The organism is Endozoicomonas sp. GU-1 (assembly GCF_027366395.1).
In the GTDB taxonomy this organism is placed as follows: Bacteria; Pseudomonadota; Gammaproteobacteria; order Pseudomonadales; family Endozoicomonadaceae; genus Endozoicomonas.
Genome location: NZ_CP114771.1, coordinates 3,161,398 through 3,187,513 on the forward strand (window position 1 = coordinate 3,161,398; position 26,116 = coordinate 3,187,513).

General features: G+C 52.8%; 17 protein-coding genes and 1 pseudogene. All 18 read right to left on the reverse strand.

The annotated features are described in order from the left end of the window. Positions 1–71: 71 nt before the first annotated feature. Positions 72–1,382 carry a hypothetical protein gene (locus tag O3276_RS12925; protein WP_269671720.1) on the reverse strand — a complete coding sequence of 437 codons (1,311 nt, stop codon included), beginning with the start codon at positions 1,380–1,382 and terminating at the stop codon, positions 72–74. Continuing rightward, positions 1,276–2,067: a transglutaminase-like domain-containing protein gene (locus O3276_RS12930; RefSeq protein WP_269671721.1), complete on the reverse strand. Its 792-nt coding sequence runs from the start codon at positions 2,065–2,067 to the stop codon at positions 1,276–1,278. Before O3276_RS12930 ends, O3276_RS12925 begins: the two co-directional genes overlap by 107 nt. Continuing rightward, on the reverse strand, positions 2,028–6,620 hold the full coding sequence (locus O3276_RS12935) for an AAA family ATPase (RefSeq protein ID WP_269671722.1): 4,593 nt from the start codon (positions 6,618–6,620) through the stop codon (positions 2,028–2,030). Before O3276_RS12935 ends, O3276_RS12930 begins: the two co-directional genes overlap by 40 nt. 207 nt (positions 6,621–6,827) lie before the next feature. Next, positions 6,828–11,180 (reverse strand): AAA family ATPase, encoded by a 4,353-nt coding sequence (locus tag O3276_RS12940; RefSeq protein WP_332328265.1) that lies wholly within the window; start codon positions 11,178–11,180, stop codon positions 6,828–6,830. Positions 11,181–11,248: 68 nt separating this feature from the next. Beyond that, positions 11,249–13,417 (reverse strand): hypothetical protein, encoded by a 2,169-nt coding sequence (locus O3276_RS12945; RefSeq protein WP_269671723.1) that lies wholly within the window; start codon positions 13,415–13,417, stop codon positions 11,249–11,251. Between the two features lie 174 nt (positions 13,418–13,591). Then, positions 13,592–14,548, reverse strand: coding sequence for an ABC transporter ATP-binding protein (locus O3276_RS12950; RefSeq protein WP_269671724.1), 957 nt, complete (start codon positions 14,546–14,548; stop codon positions 13,592–13,594). A gap of 4 nt (positions 14,549–14,552) precedes the next feature. Then, positions 14,553–15,569, reverse strand: a complete 1,017-nt coding sequence (locus O3276_RS12955) for an ABC transporter ATP-binding protein (RefSeq protein WP_269671725.1) — start codon at positions 15,567–15,569, stop codon at positions 14,553–14,555. A 23-nt stretch (positions 15,570–15,592) separates the two neighbouring features. Then, on the reverse strand, positions 15,593–16,513 hold the full coding sequence (nikC, locus tag O3276_RS12960; protein WP_269671726.1) for a nickel transporter permease: 921 nt from the start codon (positions 16,511–16,513) through the stop codon (positions 15,593–15,595). 12 nt (positions 16,514–16,525) lie between these two features. After that, complete coding sequence (gene nikB / locus O3276_RS12965) at positions 16,526–17,452, reverse strand: nickel ABC transporter permease (RefSeq protein WP_101747425.1); 927 nt, start codon at positions 17,450–17,452, stop codon at positions 16,526–16,528. A gap of 92 nt (positions 17,453–17,544) precedes the next feature. Beyond that, entirely contained in the window at positions 17,545–19,062 is a 1,518-nt protein-coding gene (locus O3276_RS12970; protein WP_269671727.1) for a glutathione ABC transporter substrate-binding protein, read from the reverse strand. A 408-nt stretch (positions 19,063–19,470) separates the two neighbouring features. Further along, positions 19,471–19,701, reverse strand: coding sequence for an FCD domain-containing protein (locus O3276_RS12975; protein ID WP_269671728.1), 231 nt, complete (start codon positions 19,699–19,701; stop codon positions 19,471–19,473). Beyond that, positions 19,682–20,242: a GntR family transcriptional regulator gene (locus O3276_RS12980; protein ID WP_269671729.1), complete on the reverse strand. Its 561-nt coding sequence runs from the start codon at positions 20,240–20,242 to the stop codon at positions 19,682–19,684. The genes O3276_RS12975 and O3276_RS12980 overlap by 20 nt, the downstream gene beginning before the upstream one ends. A 74-nt stretch (positions 20,243–20,316) precedes the next feature. After that, positions 20,317–20,805, reverse strand: coding sequence for a bifunctional 4-hydroxy-2-oxoglutarate aldolase/2-dehydro-3-deoxy-phosphogluconate aldolase (gene eda / locus O3276_RS12985; protein WP_332328103.1), 489 nt, complete (start codon positions 20,803–20,805; stop codon positions 20,317–20,319). 2 nt (positions 20,806–20,807) lie between these two features. After that, positions 20,808–20,936, reverse strand: a complete 129-nt coding sequence (locus tag O3276_RS25505) for a hypothetical protein (RefSeq protein ID WP_332328104.1) — start codon at positions 20,934–20,936, stop codon at positions 20,808–20,810. After that, the gene (locus tag O3276_RS12990; protein ID WP_269671730.1) at positions 20,930–21,889 is read right to left on the reverse strand and encodes a sugar kinase; all 960 of its coding nucleotides are present in this window, start codon (positions 21,887–21,889) and stop codon (positions 20,930–20,932) included. Before O3276_RS12990 ends, O3276_RS25505 begins: the two co-directional genes overlap by 7 nt. Continuing rightward, the gene (gene uxuA, locus O3276_RS12995; protein ID WP_269671731.1) at positions 21,889–23,085 is read right to left on the reverse strand and encodes a mannonate dehydratase; all 1,197 of its coding nucleotides are present in this window, start codon (positions 23,083–23,085) and stop codon (positions 21,889–21,891) included. The genes O3276_RS12990 and uxuA overlap by 1 nt, the downstream gene beginning before the upstream one ends. A 43-nt stretch (positions 23,086–23,128) precedes the next feature. After that, positions 23,129–24,607 carry a mannitol dehydrogenase family protein gene (locus O3276_RS13000; protein WP_269671732.1) on the reverse strand — a complete coding sequence of 493 codons (1,479 nt, stop codon included), beginning with the start codon at positions 24,605–24,607 and terminating at the stop codon, positions 23,129–23,131. A gap of 10 nt (positions 24,608–24,617) precedes the next feature. Continuing rightward, positions 24,618–26,050: pseudogene (uxaC, locus tag O3276_RS25770) on the reverse strand (glucuronate isomerase). Positions 26,051–26,116: the final 66 nt, after the last annotated feature.

Sequence of the window (26,116 nt, forward strand, 5' to 3'; positions counted from 1 at the left end):
CAGAAATATGTGATTCCATCTGGCCGGCTACTTAGCTCACGAAACATTGGTCTGGAATCCTGAAAGAGCCACTACCTGTTTTCGATCTGTGCAAGAAACTCATCTAAAAGAATCAGCAAATCATCCTCCTGAAGAACGACAGCGGAAGGCCGGTTAAAATGGTCTTTTAAACGTTTTGGCGGTAATTTTAATTGGGTCATGGGGTCAACTTGCTGATCGGCATGCGTAAGCATCTTAGTAAAGAAAGGCTGCACTGTCTCGGAATACTCCTCATAATAATGAGTTACCCAAGTGAGAGGAGTGGTATCATTCATGTGATGCGCTGCCAGCCAATTAAAGAATATTATTCTTATTAATTCGCTGAACGGCAAATGGTTAACACTATCATGTATGTCACTGATTACTGCCTTTAATCCAGATTTTATTTTTTCTTCAATCTTTTCATCCACCGCTTTTTCAGACAAAGAAGTACAGTCAAAAATAATGGGTTTGTAGCTGGTAGATTTTGATACGTTCAGGAAAGCCGCCTCACCGGCCATAAGCTTTTCAGGGATGATAATGCTATTGCCCACAGGCTGGTGGTGGAATTGTTGATGGATGCGAGGCTGGGATAGTCGCTCCAAAAGGGAGCGGCTCATGGTCATCGTTTTGATCAGGTTTATGCAGTGCTGTGAAAATTCTGGTTCTACGTTTTCAATTTCAACAAGGTTAACTGGTTTGGGACTCAGAGAATAAGACTCAAGCATTGATTTTACCCGGTCTTGCAACTGACAGGAATCACAGGCCCCGGAGAACCTCTGTAAGATGGCCAATAATATATATTTCAGAAATTGAGGTGCTGAGCAGTAAAGGTCACATAGCCAGTTCAAATAATTAACATCGGGCTTTTTTGCCTGTATCAGCTGAGATAATATCTTTGTATACGAATGATCGAAATCACTTATCGCCTGGCTAAGGCTATGGCACTCACCATCAAACCAGGCGCTTTTTTCTATGAAACGTTCCCAGAATTCTATGTCTGCACCAACAGTCTGGTAAAATATTTGTGGCGATAACGCTATCCCCCAATGTCCCAGCACATAGTTGAAAGCAATGTCGGTGGGGTTTCTGATTAAGGTAGAGTAGATATCGTTATGCATAGCCTCAGTCAAAGCTAATCGGTTTTTGTTTATCTCTAATTGTTGTGCAATAAAGTAATCGACACCAAAAGCAAGGAAGTCTTTCTGTGAATCGATTAATTGGTCGGAACCGGCATACTCCTCGGGTGACTTCAGCTTAGTGCACTCTGGTTGACGATAATCCCCCCCAGTCGGGTTCTGTGATATCTGCAGTGGACCGTCCGCCACCACCGAGTTGGTATTGTCGCCAGGTGTGGCCGCCATCGGGGCTGATCTCAACAAAACGGTGCGAAACATTCCGTACTTGCCGGGCAGGAATCCCCCAATAGTGGCAGAGCACCTGGAAGATCGTCGCCTTGTGTCGGCAAACCCCTTGCTTCTCCCTGAGCATATTCAGCAACAGCTGTTCATCTTGTCCGGTCACATTTTTGCTGTCGGAAAATGTAGCCAGCCAATCCATCAACGCCATTAGCCGCTGCGGAACATTAATGACCTCATCGATGCCACGCAGCTGTTCATAGGCTTTGCAGCTGCTTGTTTCGGAGCAAAAAATCTGCTTTGCCAACAGATCTGCAAGCCGTTGACTGCACAATCCCTCTTGTAATGTCAGACACTCGCCCGGTTTCAGCGGGGAAAAATAGGTTTGCCCGGGGGCAATGATAAAGTCCACCGTTACCGGTGCTGGTGCGGATGCCTTACTTTTGATTAACAATTGCCCTGTCAGCTCGCTTCGGGCCAGCTCAATGGGGGTGTCCGGGGTGCAGCGCAGTGCCCTGAGCTGGTCCGAGGGCGTCAGGGCAGGCAAGGGCTGCCATTGGTTATTCAGGGGCAGAGCAATATTGCCGGGCAGTTCATCGGTGCCAAGGCTGGTCCGCCAGACGATATCATCAGGCCATCCTGGCACAGGGGTTATCGTGCCATTTGTCCAGTCGATGGGGTAGTCGCGCAACCGGCCGTCCTCATCCAGATGGGTCTGGACAAAAAGAGACGATATTGGCGGGTATCGTAAGGGGTTTCAGGGAAGTATCTGGTGATCCTGAAGTGGCAGGGAGCCACAATATCGCCAAATACGGAGGGGTAAGCCGAATGACTGTTTCTTTTCGGCTTTACCGTTGACCCGCTCTTGTGGCTGGTCTCCAGGCCTTGTTGCATGGCCTGCACAATCGTTATGACCTCCTGATCTGTTGCCATCGGTGTCACGGTGATTACCCGGTCACGACAACGGGGTACAGGCCCGAATTTTACCGTGATGGGCACCAACAGACCGGGTATGCTATTGGCGCTGGCCTCAAGGTCCTGGCGTCGTTGTTCTTCCAGCTTGATTCGTGCCAGGCGAGCGGTATCTTCCTGCAGCGGGGGCAGCAGTTTCTTTAAAGCGCGAAAAGGCAGTGACAGATGTTGTCGCAAGGCCTGATCCCACTGTTCAGGGCGCTGACCGGCCAGCTGCCGGGCGCTGCGAAACAGGTCGTCCAGTGCCAGTTGCATCGGGCTGTTCTGCTGATGCAGCGCTGTGGCCAGTTGGTGGAAGTGACCCGCCAGCCATTGGGGCAACCCTTCGGGTATCTCGGGCAATCCCTGCACCAGCCTTGCCAGGTCTTCCGAGTCAAGGGCAGACAGCCTGATTTGGGTACAGCGGCTGGTCAGGGCCAGGCTCAGCGCTTCCCGTCCGACGAAATAGCCGGGATTGATGGTGGCAAACAGGCGGAATCCCGGCGCTGCATGGCCGGTCAACACATGATTCAGCAACCCTTCTACGTAGTGGCCGGGAATCAGGTTAAGCTCACTGACAGCGATCAGTTGCCCCTGGCTCATGGCCTGTGTAATGCGCTCGGTCATCGTGGTCCACTGGTTCGGGTTGGCATTGATATGGACAAACGGGCGATTCATCCCTTGCTGTTGTTGCCAGAGCCGGATGGTTCTGTCCAGCACAAAGTCCTTGCCCCAGCCTGCCGGGCCTTCCACCAGAATGGCGGTGCGCCCCGAGTCATCCTTGTCCAGACTTTGCCAGTAGCGGTAAACCAGTTGCTGGACAGGCTTTGGTGAGAAGTCACCATCGGGGTTGGTGGCCTGCAGTCGTTGGATAAAATCAGTAAAGCTCGCGTCAACCCCCGCCAAAAGGGACGGGTCTTCCTTGAACTGGCCCTGGTACCAGACGTTGAGGGTTCTGAGCCGTTGCTGGTATTCCGTGGTTACAGCACCGGCCAGACTGTCCATAAATGCCCGCCGGACCAAGGCGTTGACTTGCTCTGGGGTGCTCACGGTAGCGGCACAGTGACGGAGAATCTGGCGAACGGTGGCCAGCACATCGATGATATCTCTGGGTGTGGTCTGCTCCAGCAGCTCGCGGAACTGGTTGTACAGGGTTAATAGCCGGTCACGGGCCTGGTGTTTCAGGTGCTCAGGCCAGGCCTGTGGCAGGTTGGGCAGAATGATGGCGTTGGCCAGCACGGTGTCCGGCAGGGGTTTGTAGAAGAAGGTGGGAATCCGTGATTTTAATGTATTATCCAGATGCCGCCCTGAATAATGGTCCGGATTGCCGGTGAGAATAATCCGGTGCTGTTGCTGTTCAGGCAGTCGGTACTCCCGGCCCTGATAATGGAGCACCTGCGGCTGCCGGGTTAAACCGGCCAGAGGGGAAAGCAGACCCTCTGGTGCCAGATTGGCTTCGTCGAGCACCAGCAGGGGCGGATCGTCCGACAATGCCCATCGCAGCAGTGGCCCTTCGCGAAATTCGGTGCGGTGATCCTCCGCCCCATTGCCCATTGCATAACTCACCAGCTGCGGGCCACCAAACAGGGCTTCCTGGGTGTCGTTGGGTCCAAGTTGAAGCACCTGACAGTCTCGATAACCAGCCTTGGCGGCAATGGCCCTGGCCATAAAGGTCTTGCCGGCTCCGGCCTCGCCCTGCAGGAACACCACAGGATGCTCCCGGACCCTCTGGGCCAAATGCTCAAGACGCCGCTCCTGCCGGAACCGGTTAGAGCGCTGCCGGGCAAGGAATACGTCGGGCAGATCCTGACACGGCCCGGGTAACTGATCATTCATAAAGGCCGTGGCCAGTATTTCCCGGATCTGGTGAGATTTATGCTGATCGGCCTGATCCACAATGGCGGCAATCTGGCTCTCCAGCGTCCCAACCTTTTGGCTGATGATGGTGTCTTGCCTGAGAGATTGCCGGTGAGCGATCAGAGTATCTTTTAAGGTGGAGCGCAGGTTCCCGTCAAACAAGCCTTTTTTCCGGGCCAGCCGAAGATCGACCGCCAATCGTTGCGCCATGGGTCGCTGCCGTGCGGGGGTAGCAGCGGCGACCACATAAGTGGCCAGCTCTTTCACCGAGTGGTTATCTATGTCATCCGGTTCTTTGCTGTCCTCGTGAACCGTGGCCGGACAGTGCCGTGCCAGCGTCCAGAAATCGGCCTCAATGTCCTTAAGCTCTGGGACAGGGTGGTCGGTCAGCCATTGCTCCAGGGCGGATCGGTCGGCACGGTTGTCGGTGGGCTGATCCGGATAATAACCGGCAATTTTCGCCTTGATGAAACTGTAAATCTCCGGAGCGCCGCGATACGCCTTGGCCAACAGCACATGCAAGGCTCGGCGCTGATGGCAGGGCAGAAGCCCGGGGCTACCGTCCAGCCGGCGTTCTGCCTCGGCCTGTTGCTCAAACCGAAGCTGGAAATCCTCCCCGGTCCAGGGTGGCCTGTCCGGGTAGAGCCTTTGACAGGATCGGGGCAGTGACATCAGCAGGGAGTAGACCGGGTTTTCCGGTGCGGGTGGTTGGCTGTCGGAAACGTTGAGCAGGGCGTTGATCAATGTCGAGCCGGTGGTTTGCTGCCCCGGGGGAGGCATGAAGGTAACCCGTACCCTTGGCAGTTCCATCTTGTGACCATGAATAAACAGGTAAGGGGTGGGCAATAACAGGGTTTCCAGATTGGCAGCCAATTCCGGGTTGCGCTCCAGACCATAAAGGGTTGTTGGCGTTCCATTGACCAGGTCATCCAACAATCGAGTGTTGGTCAGGGAAAAGGTGAAACGATTCTGGCTGGTGAGGTTAACCGGTTGCAGGGATTCCAGGGTATCCCCGGGGTTGATCTCATAGGTGGCAGTGGCGGCTTCTGTGTGTGGCCGGTGGTTAGCACTTGCCGCAAGCAACTGGTCGGTTGGTAAATTGGCAAACAACCATGGTCTTTTACTCTCCGGCAACTGTTCCAGTCGGCACAGTAACCATAACCACTGTTTGTCATCCAACTCGCCAGTAAGCACCAGCTGTCTGCAACCTTGCAACAGGTTGGCAAAGATGTCCGTTTGCACAACGACAGTACCCTCTATCATCACATGACCCTTGAGACGCTCGATTGAGCTGCCGTTAATCACCACAAACGGGTTTTGGGGTTGGAATAGTGTGCTGTCGCTGATCGTCTGCTCTCTACAGGCGCTGAGTTGGCTGGCACAGACACGGGCTACGGACAGGGATATCTGCTCAGGCAGTTGGACCCATTGCTTGTTGGCGGTAAATCCGCCAACCCGTATGGCCGTTGCCAGAGCTGTCTGGAAGCCAGTGTCTTCCCAGGGTGCGTTGTTAAACACCAGGTGGGTATTCTCTTTAAGGTTGGCCAGGGCCCCTTCAGCAAAAACCAGCCGACCCCGATCATTGAGGGTGATACCACCAAACAGTTGGTGGTACCAGTTGTCGGTGGTGGCAAAGTTAATGGTGACGCGGAGGGCATTGGCCGGGATATCTTCCGTGGTTTTTTGGGCCAGCAAGGTTTCATCGGTCACCGAATCAGCAATATGGCAGTTGGCTTCTGATACGGCCTTTTCCGGCATTTGCCTCAATCTGCGCCAGAGGTCGGGGTTGGCGGGCTTACTTCCGTCCAGCATCCCGTGGTTGACCAGAAATACCCGCCGGATGTGGTCGCCCAGTGGTTTATCGTTACATTTGGGGCCCACCTGAAGCAGGTCATTAAAGCTGGCGATATCACCGGGTGTCATGGAGGTCAGGTCAAACACCAGGGTCATCGGCTCATCCGTAAACAGTCGGCCTTCTGCTTTTTGTAATTGGCCGCCCTCTAACCAGGTTTGTTGCATCAGGCCCTGTTTTTCCAGATCAGCCAGCGCGCGAATGCAATACGTTGCAGGCTGTTCATGGCGTAATTGATCAATAATTCGCTGTTGGGTTAACGGAGTATTGGCAAAATAGAACTCGCCGGTGCTCAGGCTCTGATGGGGCGCTTCCTGATTCGTTGAGCGGGCGCTGGATTGATTACTTTGCAAGTGAGAGGTAACTTGACAGGCGGCTGTTGTCCTTTGTCCTAAGTCAGGCGTTGGGACTTTTTGGGGTTCTATGAATCTTGATCGCTTTGCTGAAGATTGCTGAAGCTGTGCCTCTTCATCGGAGAAGTCCGATATTTTCCTTATGTTTCCCTCCTGATGTGGTAAGGAGTGGTTTACTGTTTGACTTGGCAAGGAGTCATAATTGATAGCTTCATTTGTTGTTTTGTCCATTTGATCATCCGTGCCTGATTTATGAATGCCGGTGTCATGAGATTAAGGACAACAAAATAATAAGAATGTTTCCTTCTCGTAACTGCTCAAAATTTGGCGGGAAATTTTACACAGACACCTCTGCAGCCCAGTAAAATCGATAAAATTTTTCCAGAAAATGCATTTTTACCACCAAATTTTGAGCAGTTACTCCTTCTCCCTATTTTTCTAATCTGCAATCAATGCAAGAAACTCATCTAAAAGGACCAGCAAATCATCCGTTTGAAGAACGACAGCGGAAGGTTGGTTAAAACAGTATTTTATACGTTCCGGGGGTAATTTTAATTGGGCCATGGGCTCAACTTTGCAGTCATCAAGCGTAAGGCAATTATCAATGTAAGGCTGCATTGTCCTGGAATAGTTATCATAATAGCAAGTCAGCCAAACGGGAGAAGTGGTATCATTCATGTGATGTGCTACCAGCCAATAAAAGAATATTTTTTTTATTAACCCGCTTAACTCTACATGCTTTTCACTCATGGATATTTCGATAATTCCTGACCTTACTCTGGATTTTATTGATCCAGCAATCTTGTCGTCTATCTCCTGGTCTGGGAAGGAAGTACAATCGAAGATAATGGGTTTGTAGCTTGTAGATTTTGATACGCTCAGGAAAGCAGCCTCTCCGGACATAAGCTTTTCAGGGATGATAATGCTATTGCCCACAGGCTGGTGGTGGAGTTGTTGATGGATGCGAGGCTGTGATAGTCGCTCCAAAAGTGAGTGGCTCATGGTCATCGTTTGGATAAAGTTTTTGCAGAGCTTTGATAATCGTACCTGGTAAATTTTTTGTTCATCAGCATCAATGTTAATTTTCGTGGGTTTTAAAGGATAAGACACAAGCATTAATTTTACCTGGTCTTTTAACTGACAGGAGTCACAGGACTCAGAGAAGGTCTGTAAGATGGACAATAATACATATTTCAGAAATTCAGGCACTGATTGGTAAAGATCACATAGCCAGTTCAAATAGGGTACATCAGGCTGTTGTGCATCTATCAGGTGATATAATATCTTTACTTCCACAGTCATGAAACAATGTATCGCATTGCTTTTGCCCCTATTATCCACCATAAGCCAGGCGCTTTTTTCTATGATACTTTTCCATTTATTTATGTTTTTACCAAACCGGTAAAACATTTGTGGCGATAATAGTACCCCCCAATTTTTCTGCAAATCTTTGTTAAGGCTGGGGTCTAAAGGTTCTCTGTGGAATACAGAGTAGATATCTTCAAGTGTGTGCATAACATCAGTCACAGCTGATTTGTTTTTGTTTAACAGTAATTGGTTTGCAAGGCAATCAAGGTTCGCATCAATTAAATCATAGAGGTTGCGCGATGAATCGGTAAATTGGTCGGAATAGGCATAATCCTCGGGTGGCTTCAGCACAGAATGGCCTGGTCGATGATACTCCCCCCAGTCGTATTCTGTGATATCTGCTGTGGACCGTCCGCCACCCCCGAGTTGGTATTGTCGCCAGGTGCGGCCGCCATCGGGGCTGATCTCAACAAAACAATGCGAGGCATTCTCTACTTGCCGCGCAGGAATACCCCAATAGTGGCAGAGCACCTGGAAGATCGTCGCCTTGTGTCGGCAGGCCCCCTGTTTCTCCCTGAGCATATTCAGCAACAGCTGTTCATCTTGCCCGGTCACATTTTTGCTATCGGAAAATGTATCCAGCCAACCCCGCAACGCCCTGAGTCGTTGCGGGATATCCGGGATCCCATGGATGTTACGCAGCTCTGCATAGGCTTTGCAGGTGTTGGTTTCGGAGTAAAAAATATTCTCTGTCAGGAGATCTTCAAGCCGTTGACTGCATAATCCCTCTGGTAATGTCAGCCATTCGCCCGGTCTCAGTTGGGTAAAATAGGTTTGCCCGGGGGCAATGATAAAGTCCACCGTTACCGGTGACGCTGAGGATGCCTGACTTTTGATTAACAGTTGCCCTGTCAGCTCGCTTCGAGCCAGCTCAATGGGTATTTTCGGGGTGCAGCGCAGTGCCCGGAGCTGGTCTCTGGGCGTCAGGGCAGGCAAGGGCTGCCACTGATTATTCAGGCTCAGCGTACGCTTGCCGGGCAGTTCATCTGCGCCAAGGTTGGTCCGCCAGGCGCTATCATCTGGCCATCCTGGCAACGGTGTTAGCGTGCCATTTGTCCAGTCGATGGGGTAGTCACGCAACCGGCCATCTTCATCCAGACGGGTCTCCTGAAAAGTGAGACGATATTGGCGGGCATCGTAAGGGTCTTCGGGGTAGTACCTGGCGACCGTGTAGTAGATGGGATCCACAATATCGCCAAATTTACAAGGGTAAGCCGAACGACCGGTTTGTTGCGGGTTTACCATTGATCCGCTATTGCGGCTGGTCTCCATATTTTGCTGCATGGCTTGTGCAATGGTCATGACGTCCTGATCTGTTGCTTCCCGTGTCACCGTGATTATCCGGTCAGCACAACGGGTTACAGGCCCGAATATTACCGTGATGGGCGTCAACAGTCCGGGTATGCTATTGGCGCTGGCCTCAAGGTCCCGGCGCCGTTGTTCTTCCTGCTGGATTCGTTCCAGGCGTGCGGTATCCTCCTTCAGCGGAGGCAGCGGTGTCGGCAAGGCACGAAAGGGCAGTGACAAGTGTTTTCGCAAGGCCTGATGCCAATGTTCAGGCCGCTGGCTGGCCAGCTGCCGGGCGCTGCTGAACAGGTCGTCCAGTGCCAGTTGCACCGGGCGGTTCTGCTGATGCAGTGCTGTGGCCAGTTGGTGGAAGTGACCCGCCAGCCACTTGGGCAACCCGTCAGGTATCTTGGGCAAACCCTGCACCAGCCCTTCCAGTTCTTCCGGGGTAAGGGCTGCCAGCCTGACCTGGGTGCAGCGGCTCGTCAGGGCCTTGCTCAGCGCTTCCCGTCCGGCAAAATAGCCGGGATTGATGGTGGCAAACAGGCGAAATCCCCGTGCTGCATGGCCGGTCAACACATGATTCAGCAACCCTTCTACATAGTGGCTGGGAATCAGGTTAAGCTCACTGATGGCGATCAGTTGCCCCCGGCTCATCGCCTGCTTGACGCTTTCTGCCAAATAGGTCCACTGGTTCGGGTTGGCATTGATATGAACAAACGGACGTACTGGCTGTTGTTTCCTCTCTTGCTGTTGTTGCCAGAGCCGGATGGTTCTCTTTAGCACAAAATCCTTGCCCCAGCCCGCCGGCCCTTCCACCAGCATGGCGGTGCGTCCCGAGTCATCCTTGTCCAGACTTTGCCAGTAGTGGTAGACCAGCTGCCGGACAGGCTCCGCAGAAAAGTCACCATCGGGGTTGGCGGCCTGCAATCGTTGGATAAAATCAGTAAAGCTCGCGTCAACCCCCGCCAAAAGGGACGGATCTTCCTTGAACTGGCCCCGGTACCAGACGTTGAGGGTTCTCAGCCGTTGCTGGTATTCCGTGGTTACAGCACCGGCCAGACTGTCCATAAATGCCCGCCTGATCAGGGCGTTGACTTGCGCTGGCGTGTCGTCCCCGGTCGCGGAACAGTGACGGAGAATCTGGCGAACGGTGGCCAGCACATCGGTGATATCTCTGGGTGTGGTCTGGTCCTGCAGCTCCCGGAACTGGTTGTACAGGGTTAATAGCCGGTCACGGGCCTGTTGTTTCAGGTGATCAGGCCAGACCTGCGGTAGATTGGGCAGAATGATGGCGTTGGCCAGCACGGTCTCCGGCAAGGGGTTATAAAAGAAGGTGGGAATCCGTGATTTCAGCGTGTTATCCAGGTGCCGTCCCGAATAATGATCCGGATTACCGGTGAGAATAATCCGGTGCCGGTCCTTCAGTTCGTACTCCCGGCCCTGATAATGGAGTACCGGCGGCTTCCGGGTTAAACCGGCCAGGGGGGCAAGCAGACCCTCTGGCACCAGGTTGGCTTCATCGAGCACCAGCAGGGGTGGATCTTTCGATAATGCCCACTGCAGCAGTGGCCCTTCACAAAATTCGGTGGCATGGTCCTCCGCCCCATTGCCCACTGAATAACTGACCAGCTGCGGTCCGCCAAACAGGGCTTCTGAGGTATGGTTGGGCCCAAGCTGAAGCACCTGACAGTCTGGATAACCAGCCCTGGCCGCAATGGCTCTGGCCATAAAGGTCTTGCCAGCTCCGGCCTCACCCTGCAGGAACACCACGGGATGCTTCCGGACCCTCTGGGCCAAATGCTCCAGACGCCGCTCCTGCCGGGACCAGTGATGGCGCTGTCGGGCAAGGAGGGCATCGGGCAGATCCTGACACGGCCCGGGTAACTGATCATCAATAAAGTGGGTGGCCAGTAATTCCCGGATCTGTTGTGATTTCTGTTGATCGGTCTGATCCCCCATCAGAATGGCGGCAATCTGGCTCTCCAGCGTCCCGACTGTTTGGCTGATGATGTTGCCCTGCCTGAGTGATGCCCGGTGAGCAATCAGGGTATCTTTTAAGGTTGAGCGCAGGTTTCCATCAAAAAAGCGTTTTTGCCGGGCCAGCCGAAGATCCACACCCAATCGCTGTGCCATGGGCTGCTGCCGTGCGCGGCGCGCAGCGGCGACCACATAAGTGGCGAGCTCTTTCACCGAGTTGTTATTTATGTCATCCGATTCTTTGCTGTCCTGGTGAACCGTGGCCGGACAGTGCCGGGCCAGCGCCCAGAAATCGGCCTTGATGTCCCTAAGCTCCGGGGCCGGGTGTCGGGCCAGCCAGTGCTCCAGGGCGGATCGGTCGGCACGGTTGTCGGTGGGCTGATCCGGATAATAACCGGCAATTTTCGCCTTGATGAAACTGTAAATCTCCGGAGCGCCGCGATACGCCTTGGCCAACAGCACATGCAAGGCTCGGCGTTGATGGCAGGGCAGCAGCCCGGGGCTACCGTCCAGCAGGCGTTCTGCCTCGCCCTGTTGCTCAAACCGATACTGAAAATCCTCCCGGTCCAGGGCGGCCTGTCCGGATAGCGCTTTTTATAGGATTGGGGCAGAGACATCAGCAGTGAGTAGACCGGGTTTTCCGGTGCGGGTGGTGGGCTGTCGGAAACGTTGAGCAGGGCGTTGATCAATGCTGAGCCGGTGGTTTGCTGCCCCGGGGGAGGCATGAAGGTGACCTGTGCCTTTGGTAGATCCATCTTATGCCCATGAATAAACAGGTAAGGGTCGGGCAATAACAGGGTTTCCAGGTTGGCAGCCAATTCCGGGTTGCACTCCAGACCATAAAGGGTTGTTGGCATCCCATTGACCAGGGCATCCAGCAGTCGGCTGTTGGTCAGGGAAAAAGTGAAACGGCTCTGGCTGGTGAGGTTGACCTGTTGCAGGGATTCCAGGGTATCCCCGGGGTTAATCTGATAAGTGAAAGTGGCGCAGTGTGGGTTGCAGGCTCCCGTGGTTGGACAGTCGCCAGCCCTTGCAGGGAGCAACAAATCGGTTGGCAAATTGGCAAACAACTGTGGTCTTTTACTCGCCGGTAATTCCTCCAGTCGGCACAATAACCATAACCACTGTTTGTCATCCAGCTCGCCAGTAAGCACCAGTTGCCTGCAACCTTGCAGCAGATTAGCGAGCATATCCGTTTGCACAACGGCAGTGCCCTCTACCATCACGTGGCCTTTGAGACGCTCGATTGAGCTGCGGTTAATCACCACAAACGGGCTTTGGGGACAAAAAACGGTGCTGTCGCTGATCGTCTGCTCTTTCCGGGCGTTGAGTTCGGTGGCACCGACATGGGCTACGGACAGGGATATCTGCTCAGGTAGCCGGACCCATTGCTTGTTGGCGGTGAATCCGCCAACCCGTATGGCCGTTGCCAGGGCTGTCTGAAAGCCAGTGTCTTCCCAGGGTGCGTTGTTAAACACCAGGTGGGTATTCTCTTTCAGGTTGGCCAGGGCACCATCCGAAAAAAACAGCTGCCCCCGGTCATTGAGGGTGATACCGCCGAACAGTCGGCGGTACCAGTGGTCGGTGGTGGCAAAGTCGAGGGTGATGCGGGGAGCATTGGCCGGGATATCTTCCGTGGTTTTTTGGGCCAGCAAGGTTTCATCGGTCACCGGATCGGCAATATTGCCGTCGGCTTCTGATAGGGTCTTTTCCGGCATTTGCCCTAATCTGCGCCAGAGGTCGGGGTTGGCGGGCTTACTTCCGTCCAGCATCCCGTGGTTGACCAGAAATACCCGCCGGATGTGGTCGCCCAGTGGTTTATCGTTACACTTGGGGCCTGCCTGAAGAAGGTCATTAAAGCTGGCGATATCACCGGGTGTCATGGAAGTCAGGTCAAACACCAGGGTCATCGGCTTATCCGTAAACAGTCGGCCTTCTGCTTTTTGTAATTGGCCGCCCTCAAGCCAGGTTTGTTGCATCAGGCCCTGTTTTTCCAGATCATCCAGCGCGCGAATGCAATACGTTGCAGGCTGTTCACGGCGTAATTGATCAATAATTCGCTGTTGGGTTAACGGAGTATTGGCAAAAAAGAACTCACCGGTGCTCAGGCTCTGATGGGCCGCTTCCTGATCCGTTGAGCGGGCGGTGGGGTGATCGCTTTGCAAGTGAGAGGTAACTTGACAGGCGACTGTTGTCCTTTGTCCTAAGTCAGGCGTTGGGACTTTTTGCGGTTCTATTAATCTTGATCGCTTTTCTGAAGGCTGCTCAGGCGCTGCCAAGTCATCGGGAAAGAGTGATGTTTTCCTTTTGTCTCCCGCTCGATGTAATAAAGAATGGGTTATTGTTTGATTTGGCAAGGAGTGGTAGATAGTTTCATTGGTTGTTTTGTCCATTTGATCATCCATGCCTGAATTATGAATGCCGGTGTCAGGAAATAATGGACAACAAAATAATAAGAACGTTCCTTCCGGGTTGAAGTTATCCGGACTCTGATAGATCGTGCCAAGCACCCTTCGACAGGCCTCAGCACGAATGGTAGGGGTATCACCTCATGAATTTCAGGAGGGTCACCCTTTCCCGACCATGGCACAGGCAACAAAGTGCCCATCATTGATCTCGTTAAGGTGAATCTCTCTGGAGGTGCACTCTGGTGCTGCATACTTGCAACGGGGCGCAAAGCGACAGCCAGGTGCCGGGTTGATGGGCGAGGTAATTTCGCCCTGCAGCACCTCACGTTCCATCTTATGGTCCAGATGAATCGAAGGAATAGCCGATAGCAAAGCCCTGGTATAAGGGTGAGTCGGGTTGCTGAACAAATCCCTGGCCGGTGCTTTCTCAATCAGCTGCCCCAGGTACATAACCGCGATTTCATCGGAGAAATGCTTAACCACCGATAAATCGTGAGTAATGAAGATATAAGTGAGTCCAAGCTGCTCCTGCAGATCCTGCATCAGGTTCAGAATCTGCGCCTGAATGGATACATCCAGCGCCGATACCGGCTCATCACAGATAATGAACTTTGGTTTCAGTGCCAGCGCCCGGGCTATACCAATACGCTGCCGTCTACCACCGTCCAGCTCATGGGGATAAGTGTTGACCAGTCGAGGGCTAAGGCCAACCAGCTCCATTAATTCAGCGACACGTTCAGTCAGCTCCTGCTTATTCTTCACTTTGTTGTGAATCAGCAGCGGTTCACCAATGATCTCACTGGCGGTCATCCGGGGGTTCAAAGAGGCAAAAGGATCCTGGAAGATAATCTGCATATCTTCACGCAGTCGTCGCATCTGGTCTTTTTTGAAGTGGCAAATATTCTGCCCTTCAAACAGGATGTCGCCATCGGTGGCTTCCAGCAAACGCAGGATGACCCGGCCGGTGGTGGACTTACCGCAGCCGGACTCACCGACAATGCCCAGGGTTTTCCCTTTCTTGATGGCAAAGTTAACGCCATCTACGGCATGCAGTGTGCCTTTGGGGGTCGGGAAATATTTTTTGAGGTCTCTGACTTCCAGAATAGTGTTTGACATAACCTTACCCCTGCACCCTGTTAACGTCTGTTGGCTCTACCATCGACTGCAACATAAGACAGCGGGCAACATGGCCGGTTTCGGTCAAAACCGGTGCCGGTTCTGATGCCGCACAGGTTGCTGTGGCATCCGGACAACGGGGATGGAACTTGCAACCGGACGGTGGGTCTGTCGGGTCCGGCATCATGCCTTTAATGGGGTTCAGTCGTCCAACGGAGTGATCGAGATCGGGAATCGAACCAAAAAGCCCCCTGGTGTAAGGGTGTTTGGTATTTTCATAGACATCGCGAATATCACCGCTCTCCACCACTTCACCGGCGTACATAATCGCCACTTTGTCGCACACCTGGGCAACCACCCCCAGGTCGTGGGTGATCAGAATCATCGCGGTGTTGTAACGACTTTTCAGATCTTTCATCAGATCCAGTACCTGGGCCTGAATGGTGACATCCAGCGCTGTGGTGGGCTCATCAGCAATGAGCAGATCCGGGTTACAGGCAAGAGCAATGGCAATCACTACCCGTTGTTTCATACCGCCGGAAAACTGGTGCGGAAAGTCCCCCGCCCGGGCCGCCGAAATGCCCACCATCTCCAGCATCTCGCCAGCTTTCTGGAAAGACGCTTTTTTGCTGACGCCTTCGTGGATAAGGATCACTTCGGCAATCTGCTCCCCGACCGTCATCACCGGGTTCAGAGAGGTCATGGGATCCTGGAAAATCATGGAAATCCGATTACCCCGAACGCCACGCATTTTCTCTTGTGGCATTTGCAGCAGGTCTTCACCATCAAAGACCACTTTACCACTGACAACCCGACCCGGAGGGTTAGGCACCAGGCCCATAATACCAAGGGCCGTTGTCGTTTTGCCGGCACCGGTTTCGCCGATCAAACCAAGGGTTTCCCCCCGCTTCAGGGTGATATTCAAGCCGTTGACCGCGTAGGTGGTTTCACCATCCACTTCATACACGATGCTGAGGTCTTCTATAGACAACAGATCCTGTGTGTTTGCTTGTTCTGTCATAGCATTTCTCTAATAGGTATCTGTTAATGTTTCAGTCGTGGATCAAGGGCATCACGAAGACCATCACCCAGCAGGTTCAGGGCAAGAATCGTGATCATAATGGTCAGACCCGGGAAGGTCGTCACATGCCATGCATGACGCAGATACTGACGACCACCGGCAAGCATTGCCCCCCACTCCGGTTCGGGTGGCTGAATACCAAGACCAATAAAGCTCAAACCCGCTGTGGACAAAATGGCACCCGCCACCCCCAGCGCACCCTGTACAATGACCGGCGACAGACAGTTAGGAATGATATGGCGGAAAATAATCCGCAGGTCACTGGCACCAATAGCCCGGGCGGCTTCGATAAATTCCTGGTCACGAATGGTCAGCACGGATGCCCGCACCACACGTGCGTAGGTAGGGACGCTGGAAATCGCGATGGCCAGCATCAGGTTCATCAGGTTGGCCCCGAGCGCGGAAACAATGGCAATGGCCAACAGAATACTGGGTACGGCCAGGAAGATATCCATCACCCGCATGATAACGTTATCGATCTTGCCGCCGTAGTAACCGGCCACTGCACCGAGCCCGCCGCCCATGACAATGGCGATGGCCACAGAGAGTACCCCCACCATCAGAGAGACCCGGGTGCCGTGAATGATCCGGGCAAAAATATCCCGGCCAAACTCATCGGTTCCCAGCCAGTACTGGGCACTGGGTCCTTGCAGACGATCAGAAAGATTCTGGGCAATGACCACTGTCTCATAGTCGGCAATCACATCGGCAAAGATGGCCGCCAATACCACCAGGGTGATGATCAACAGACCCAGCATGGCCATCTTGTCACGCTTTAGACGATGCCAGACTTCTAACCACTGGCTGCGTTTCTTCGGTGCCCCTTTTGCCGGGCTCTTATCCAGCTGACCCTGTACCGGATCCAGCGTCATTTCCTGAGACATGATTCTTGCTCCTTAGGCGTACTGGGATTTGATACGAGGGTCAACAAAACCGTACAGCAGATCCACCAGCAGGTTGACCAGACTGAACGTGGTGGCAAGGAATACCACGGTACCCAGAACAGTTGGCGCATCTTTCTGGCGAATCGCGTCCACCATCATCCGGCCAACTCCTGGCCAGGAGAACACGGTCTCGGTCAGTACCGCACCACCGAGCAACATACCAAACTGCAAACCGATCACGGTGATCACCGGGATCAGGGCATTTTTCAGGGCATGGCGGTTAATCACCACATTCTCAGCCACACCTTTGGCGCGAGCGGTACGGATGTAATCCTGACGGATGACTTCCAGCATGGAAGAACGGGTCATCCGGGTAATAATGGCGGCAGAACCGGTGCCCAGAGTGATCGCGGGCATGATCAGCGAACTCCAGCTGGAATAGCCACCGGAGGGCACCCAGCCGAGGTTGACGGAGAACAGCAGAATCATCATCAAACCCAGCCAGAAGTTGGGCATGGAGACACCCAGCAGGGCGAAAAACATTGAACCACTGTCAATCATTGAATACTGTCGTGTAGCAGAGATGATCCCGATGGGGATTCCAATAATCACTGCAATCACCACACCCAGCGCTGCAAGAATCAGCGTGTTAGGGAATCGGGAAAAAATTTCATCAAATACATCTCGGCCACTGGTGTAGGACTGGCCCAGGTCACCCGTCGCCGCATTCCCGACAAAGCGGGCATAACGCAGCAAAAACGGATCATTTAGCCCCATTTCTTCCCGCAATTCGGCCACTGCTTCAGGCGGTGCATTTTCCCCGAGAATCAATTGTGCCGGATCGCCGGGGGTGAAGGACATGATGGCAAATACCAGCAGGGAAACACCCAGCAACACGGGTATCAGCAGCAATAGCCTTTTGAGTATAAATCTATGCATGGTTCACCTGATAAGGGGCTGGGCCCATCGGTAAAGAGCGTTGATGGGCAGAAAGTCACGCTGCACAGGGCAGCGTGATAGTCAGACTCAAATTAGCCCTGGAAGCGGACACCTCTGATTTTGTGGTGGCCCGCAGGTGCCATGCTGAAGCCAAGCACATTCTTCTGGATACCAATGTTCTGGTACTGATCATAGATGGAGAATGTAGGCACTTCGTTTTGCAGAATTACCTGAATTTTGCCGTACAGCTCTTTTCGTTCACCAGCGTCAGTCGAAGTACGGGCCTGATTCAGCAGCTGGTCCACCTCTGCATTGCTGTAGAACGAACGGTTACCGGCACCGCCCTGGGTAGCGGAGTTGAACAGTGCGTAGAGGCCATAGTCAGCATCGCCGGTCACGGTTACCCAGCCCATAATGAACATGTCGTGGTCACCACGGGAGGTACCGTCCAGGAATGCGCCCCACTCAACCACTTCGATGGACATATCGATACCGATCTGACGCAGCTGCGCCTGCAGAACCTGGGCGATCTGGACACGGGTAGGATTGTCGTTCGTCCAGATAGAGGTTTTGAAACCGTCGGCATAACCCGCTTCTGTCAGAAGCTCACGGGCTTTATCGAAGTTCTGCTGGTATCTTTCGATATTCGGGTTGAAGCCAAATACCTTGGGACCAATCGGTGAGCTTGACGGGGAACCGGCACCCATCAGTACCGCTTCAACAATGTCATCCGCATTGATGGCATAAGAAATCGCCTGACGGACTTTCACATTGTCGTAGGGCGCTTTTCTGGTGTTGAAGCCCAGGTAGGCAACAGAGAACGACTCTTCTTCCACCAGTGTCAGGTTGTCCTTACTGCGCACCGTGTCTTTGTCGATCGGTTCAAGGTCATAACCGATATCGATTTCGCCGGTTTCCAGGGCGATGGCACGGTTAGTGCCTTCTGGAATATTACGGAAGATAACGTTAGGAATTTCCTGTTTGCCACCGTAGTAATGATCGAAGGCTTTCAGTGTGATGCGATCACCCACAGCCCAGTCAACAAACTGGTATGGGCCGGTTCCCACTGGTTTCTGGCCGTAGCTGTCGCCCGCCGCTTTAACGGCTTTTTCATTCAGAATGGATGCAGCAGTGTGCGTTAGATGATAAAGCAGAGGACCAAAAGGCTCTTTGGTGATGACGTTCACTGTGTAGTCATCAATTACTTCTACCGTGCTGATGGAGTTGACGATATGAGCCACCGTTGGCGAAGCGATCATGGCTTCCAGTGTGAATTTAACGTCAGATGCCTTCAGTTCTTCACCATTATGGAATTTGACACCCTTTCTTAGCGTAAACTGAGTGGTTTTGTCATCCAGACTTTTCCAGGATTCAGCCAGACCAGGCACGATATTCATGTCCTTGTCTGTCTCAACTAGTTGGCTGTAGATCTGAACCGCCACCCGGGAAGAAGGCTGGTCATTGGTGGCATGGGGGTCTAGGGTCTTGGCATCCGCACCCTGGCCAACCACCAGAGTGTCTTTCATCTTGACCGCTTCTTCTGCTCCCCCGCAGGCGGAAAGGACAACTGCCATGCCGACGGCTATGGCAGCCTTTACTGCTTTTATCATCGCTAAGCCCATCAATATTTCTAATTTATGATATGGAACTGCTAACTATATAAGCCTGGCGCATACCTATACGTCAGCCGTCGTGTTACCGGGATTCTGGGCTTTATCAGTAGCCCTTGAAGAATTGCCGATATACTTACACGACTGCTTATAAAGAAAATTCAAGAAAAAATACCGCTCAGCGAGTATAAAATAAGATTTTTTTCTTAATATTGATTTAAATCAGATGTTTATTTTGATCAAGGCTTTCTTTCGGTATTCGTTTGCTGAGAGGTTCGGTGTGCTTCCCGGGGGAGAGGATTGCAAAAGTTATAAAAGCCTTGAACCACAAAGAGAGGAACACAAAGGAAATCTTTTTTGTTTGCCGAGCGTAGCTCAGGCAAACCCGGGAAAACCTTTGTGTCTTTGCTAAGAAATCACGGACGGACTGTAGTCAAACAAAAAGCGGTCAAAAGAGTCTTCAGTATTGTCAGAAACCCGCAGGAGCGTGGTTTTTACATTCTCAAGATGTTGCCACATGGCATCCCGTGCCTCTTCCGATTTGCGCTGGGATAAAGCCTCAATAATCCTTTCATGATCGCTCACCCACTCTTCAAGGTAGTCTACCTTATCAATCCATTCATGGAGACGTTTCCACATGGCGCTGTTTTTGCGGAATGTCCCAAAGTTGCTGGGTTAAGGCAACCAGCACACTGTTCTGGGTGGCTTCCGCCACGGCAATATGAAACAGCTCATCACCCTTGCCACTGTTAATGCCCTTGCGAATTTCCTTTTTCTCCAGTTCGAGAGCCGCTTTCATGTTTTGCAGGTTGGACTTATTCAGCTGGGTTGCCGCAAATGCAGCCACATGGCTTTCGATCAGTTGCCTTGCCTGCAGTAACTCAAATGGGCCAACGTCATTGGCACTGACGAGATCGTGATCATCGGATGCGGTGACCGACGGGTTACGTTCACTGGCGATAACATGAATGCCCGAGCCTTTACGCACTTCAATCAAGCCTTCCAGTTCGAGCATAATCAGCGCTTCACGTACAATAGTGCGGCTGACATTGAGCATGGTTGCAATATCCCGTTCAGCCGGCAGGCGGCTGCCTACCGCGTAGACGCCATCAATAATCTGCTGGCGGATATCACGTCCAATTTTCTGATATAGCCGCTTGGGTTCTGAAAGGACAAGCATTGGGTTTTGTGCCACTTTTTGAGTCTGTTGGTTTATTTTATACCGCAATACCCGAGAAGTATTGCGGCAGGGAATCAGCGTGCTAACTGTTTAGCTAAAAACGTGATTTCGCTCCAGTTGCCACTTTCAACCACCGATTTAGGTACCAGCCAGGAACCACCTACGCACAGAACATTATCCAGTGCCAGATAATCCTGGTAGTTTTCCGGATTAATGCCCCCGGTAGGACAAAAGGTCACCTGAGGAAACGGACCAGCCAGAGATTTTAACATAGATTGCCCACCTGCGACTTCTGCCGGGAACAACTTCAATACATCAAACCCATAATCAAGGGCCTGCATAACCTCTGACGGAGAAGATACACCCGGCAATAACAGGATGTTTTGCTCTCTGGACGCCTTAAGAAGCGCAGGGGTCGCACCCGGAGAAATAACAAAATCGGCACCGGCCTGATGAACCGCCAGTAATTGTTCCGGGTCCACCACCGTACCGGCACCCACCAGACAGTCAGGCATCTCCTGTTTAATCCGTTGAATCGCAGCAACGGCACACTCGCTGCGCAAGGTCACCTCAAATACCGAGATACCGCCATCAACAGGGCCCTGGCCATGGGCAGGGCCTGGTCAATGGTATCGATCACCATCACGGGCATGACGGGAAAAGCACGGTTTAAAACATCACGGGCGGTTAACATGGCTGTGTTTGTTCCAATAATCGGGAGGTAACAGATTTGGGGATGATAGCGCCTTTGTACTGTATGACACTTGCCGCCAGACGGTGGGCAAAAGCGGCGGCGGTTTCCGGTGCATCACCTGACATTCTGCGGGCAAGATAACCACCATTGAAGGAGTCACCGGCAGACGTAGTATCTACGATCTGACTGACAACTGTGGCAGGTACAAAAGACAATGCCTGGTTAACAATGATGCTGCAGCCATCACCACCCTGTTTAATGACCACTTCAGGAATAGAAGACAGTCGATTTCTGGTGTCAGTAATAGACTGATCACCAAACAGTGCCTGCTCGTCATCAAAGGTGACCAAAGCGATATCGGTTAACGCAAGAAACTCGCTGGTCACTGACTGAGCCTGCTCCCTGGACGACCAGAGACGTGGCCGATAGTTGCTGTCAAAAGCGACCTTTGCGCCTCGCTCTCTGGCTCTGGTCAGGGTTTTTTTCAGCAGCTCCCGGCTAACTTCATCCAAAATAGCCAGGCTGATACCCGACAGGTAGTAGAGGTCGAATGATTCCGCCAGTTCAGAACGCTGGGCCGGTGTAAGACCATGGCTGAATAACGCCCTGGCAGCAGAATCGTTTCTCCAGTAACTGAAACTGCGCTCTCCATAGGCGTCCAGTTCAATGGCGTACAGGCCCGGTACTTTTTCGGGTAACCGAGAAATCCATTGGCAATTGATATTCTCTCGCTGGAAAAAATCAATCATGCGATCACTGAAGCTATCTTTGCCAATGGCGGTGATATAGCTGGTATCAATCGCGTGTGCTGCGGTTCGGGCGATATAGATAGCGGTATTGAGCGTGTCACCGGCAAAGGCCTGTTTGAACAGGCCATTCTCTGCAGGTGACAGCTCCACCATACACTCACCAATACAGGCGACACGAACAGCATGGGCTGTGTGACTGGTCATTACAGGCTCCGTTCAATGCCCATCATCAGGCCACGAAGTTCGGCAAGGCCACGCATACGGCCAATGCAGGAATAGCCCGGGTTGGTTTCCTTGTTAAGATCGTCCAGCATCTGATGACCGTGGTCAGGACGCATGGGGATCATGCAATCTACCCGACCTTCAGCCTTACGACGACGCTGCTCCATGACCAATGCACGAGTCACGTCGTAGAGGTTGGCCATGCCTTCCAGATGGTTGGCTTCATAGAAACTGCCATCGTCTTCCCGCTCCACACTGCGCAGGTGGACAAAGTGAATACGGCTGCCGAGACGCTCAACCATGCCCGGCAGATCATTGTCTTCCCGTGGGCTGAGTGAGCCGGTACAGAAAGTAATGCCGTTATAGATGCTATCTACCGCCTGGGTAATACGAATATAGTCGTCTTCAGTGCTGGCAATGCGTGGCAGACCCAGGATCGCCCAGGGTGGATCATCCGGGTGAATGCACAGACGTACGCCAGCTGCTTCCGCAGCAGGTACGATTTCACGCAGGAAGGCAAACAGGTGCTGACGCAGGCCTTCGGCATCAATGTGCGCGTAGCTGTCCAGCGCCTGCTGGAACTGCTCCAGGGTGTAACCTTCTTCTGCACCGGGCAAACCAGCAATCAGGTTTTTGGTCAGGCGCTCGATATCTGCTTCGGTCATGGTCGCAAAGCGTTCTTTGGCCCTGGCCTGCTCTTCTTCGCTGTAATCCACTTCCGCCCCCGGGCGCTTCAGAACATACAGTTCAAACGCCGCGAACTCGTAGCGGTCAAAGCGAAGCGCACGACTTCCGTCTCTTACTTCATAAGCAAGGTCGGTACGGGTCCAATCCAGCACTGGCATAAAGTTGTAGCACACCACATCGATGCCGCAGGCACCCAGATTGCCAATGGTCGTGGCGTAGTTTTTCAGATGACGTTCGAAGTCACCGGTCCGTTTTTTGATGTCTTCGGAGACCGGCACACTCTCAACCACCGACCAGCGCAATCCGGTAGAGCGGCCTTTTTCCTCATCCCACTCAATTTCCCGCTTGCGCTTTTCAATTTCCTCAATACTCCATACTTCACCGTTGGCAATGTGATGCAGTGCCGACACAATACCGGTGGCTCCGGTCTGCATAATGTCACGAATGGTGACCGGGTCTTTAGGGCCGTACCAGCGCCATGTCTGTTCCATGATGTTATCCTCTCCCGGGCAGAAGCCGTTTATAGATCATTGGTTAAAGGGTTTGTGCCAGCAGTGCCATTGCCTGTTTGGCACCATGCTCGCGGATTGAGTGGTAGGCTTTAGTCACTTCCGAAACGAATCGTTCATTCTGCGCCAGGGCCGGATCAAACACTGCATCCAGCGCCAGGAATGCCTTTACCTGCTGCTCAGGATGTTCCTGATGTTGGCTTGCCGTGGCCTTTAATTGCTCTGCCATTGGGTCACGCACATCGATGTCATGGCCCTGCTCATCGGTTCCCGATACGTAGTGCATCCAGCCGGCAATGCCCAGGGCGATGGCGGCAAATGCCTTATCTTCCGCCAGCAGGGTTCTGGCCGAATTCAGCCAGCGCTGAGGCACTTTCTGGGAACCGTCCATGGCGATTTGCCATGTCTGGTGTTTCAGGCCCGGGTTGGTAAAGCGTTCAATCAGCTTTTCTGCGTAGCTGGCAAAGTCGGTAGGCTCCGGCATCTCCAGCGTGGCGGCCGCTTCATTATTCATGTAGTGACGGGTCACTTTGACAAACTGCGGATCCTGCATACAAACGTCGATGGTTTTGTAGCCAGCCAGGTAACCCAGATAAGCCAGAATGGAGTGACTGCCATTGAGCATGCGCAGCTTCATCTCTTCATAAGGCTGCACATCGGCAACAAACATGGCACCGTCTACCTTGTCCCAGGGTGGACGCCCCAGGGTGAACTGGTCTTCAATCACCCACTGGCGATAGGCTTCGGTAACAATGGCTCCTTTGTCGTCAGTGCCCAGATAAGCCTGAACATCGGCAAAGCTCTCTTCTGTCATCGCCGGCACGATACGATCGACCATGGTGCATGGGAACGCCACCTCTGCACGAATCCAGCCTGCCAGCTCCTGGTCCATGGCTTCTGCCATCTGGATCACCGCAGCACGGGCACGCTTACCGTTGTCTGGCACGTTGTCACAGCTCAGAACGGTAAAGGGCGCGATACCTTTTGCACGACGTTGATCCAGTGCCGTAACGATCAGGCCAAGGGCTGATTTCGGGTTTTGTGGGTTGGCCAGATCGTGGGCAATCAGGGCGTTGTCCAGCATCAATCTGCCGGTAGCGGGGTTCAGACAATAACCTTTTTCGGTAATGGTCAGAGAGACAATACGGGTAGTTTCAACACCCATAATGTCCAGCAGAGGACGTCGATCGTCTTCTACAGCAAGGGACTGCCGGATAGCCGTTGCCAGCTTCACCGTACGGGAACCATCCGGATTCATTTCCGTGACGGTGTAAGCGTTGTCTTGACTCTGCAGATCCGCGACCAGCTCCTGACCACCAAAAATATTGGCGGCACAAATGCCCCAGTGAAACTCGCCGGTGGCAGCAATCGCTTCATGGGTATAAAGCGCCTGATGAGCACGATGAAACGCACCGAGGCCAATATGCACAATACCGGCGCTCAGCTCCGAGGCGTCGTAGCTGTTGGCTGCAATTTTGTCGCTGCTATATTGCTTATTAATCATCTCCATCCCCTCACAATCGGTAGGCTTTCCGGGCCAATCCACTGGTTAACTCGTGAGCCAGTTCCAGCGCTTCTTCTTCGGTAATGCGATGCTCACATACCAGTGATGCCAGGAAGTTACAGTCCACCCGACGGGCAACATCATGACGGGCAGGGATACTCAGGAACGCACGGGTATCGTCGTTGAAACCCACGGTGTTATAGAAACCGGCGGTTTCTGTCACCATGCGACGATAGCGCATCATGCCTTCCGGACTGTCGTGGAACCACCAGGCAGGACCCAGCTTCAGAGCCGGATAATGACCCGCCAGTGGTGCCAGCTCGCGGGCGTAAACATCTTCGTCCAGAGTAAACAGGATAATGGTCAGGTTCGGATCATTGCCCACTTCATTCAACAGCGGGCGCAGGTTGTGAACAAACTCTGCTTTCAAGGGAATATCTGCCCCTTTATCCGCACCAAAACGTGCCAGTAGGCTTTGGTTGTGATTGCGGTAAACACCGCAGTGAATCTGCATCACCAGGCCGTCTTCCTGAGACATGCGAGCCATTTCTACCAGCATATGGCCACAGAACTGCTGCGCTTCTTCTGCAGAAATCTCTCCGGCCAGTGCTTTCGTCAGCAGTAACTGACAAGTGTCTTCTGATAGAACCGTGGTGTAAGCCGTGGGATAGCTGTGGTCAGTGGCGGTAGCACCCGTGCTTTGGAAAAACGCCGACGTTTGCGTAATGCCGTCAGATAGTCAGACCACTGATGGACATCTTCACCGGTCTGCTCTGCCAGCAATGCCATGTGGGCGGAGAAATCAGGATGATAGGGATCCGTTACCGAATCTGGACGGAAGGTAGTGATCACACGTCCCTGCCAGTCACTGGCATTGATTTTCAGATGGCTTTTCAGCGTATCAACAGCGGTTTCCGTGGTCGCCAGCACGTCAATATTGAAGCGCTCATAAAGGCTGCGAGGCAGAAATGCTTCGGTCTTCAGCTGAGCGTCAATATGATCGTAAATCACTTGTGCTGTTTTGCTGTTTAACGGCTGATCAACACCAAGCACTTCGGTCATGGCGTGGTCCATCCACATACGGGTTGGGGTGCCACGGAAGAGAAAGTAGTTGTCGGCAAAAATCTGCCACGCTTTGCGAGGGTCCTGCTCAACCTTTATGGATGGATCTTTACTGTTGATGCCAATGCTTTCCAGGGATATACCCTGACTATGCAACATCCGAAACGCATAATGATCCGGCTGAAGCAACAGTGCAGCAGGGTTGCCGAACGGCTGATTGTCTGCAAACCAGGCCGGATCGGTATGACCGTGGGGGCTAATAATGGGCAAGTGTCTTATTTCCTGATACAGGGCACGTGCGACACTGCGGGTGCTGTTATCTGCGGAAAAAAGACGATCCGGATGAGGCCGATAGGATTGGTTGGACGTTTTGTTAAACATTGTATTACCGGCTTGCCTTCAGGTTGCTAATGTAATTCCAGGACTTTTATATCAGACTTGATCAAA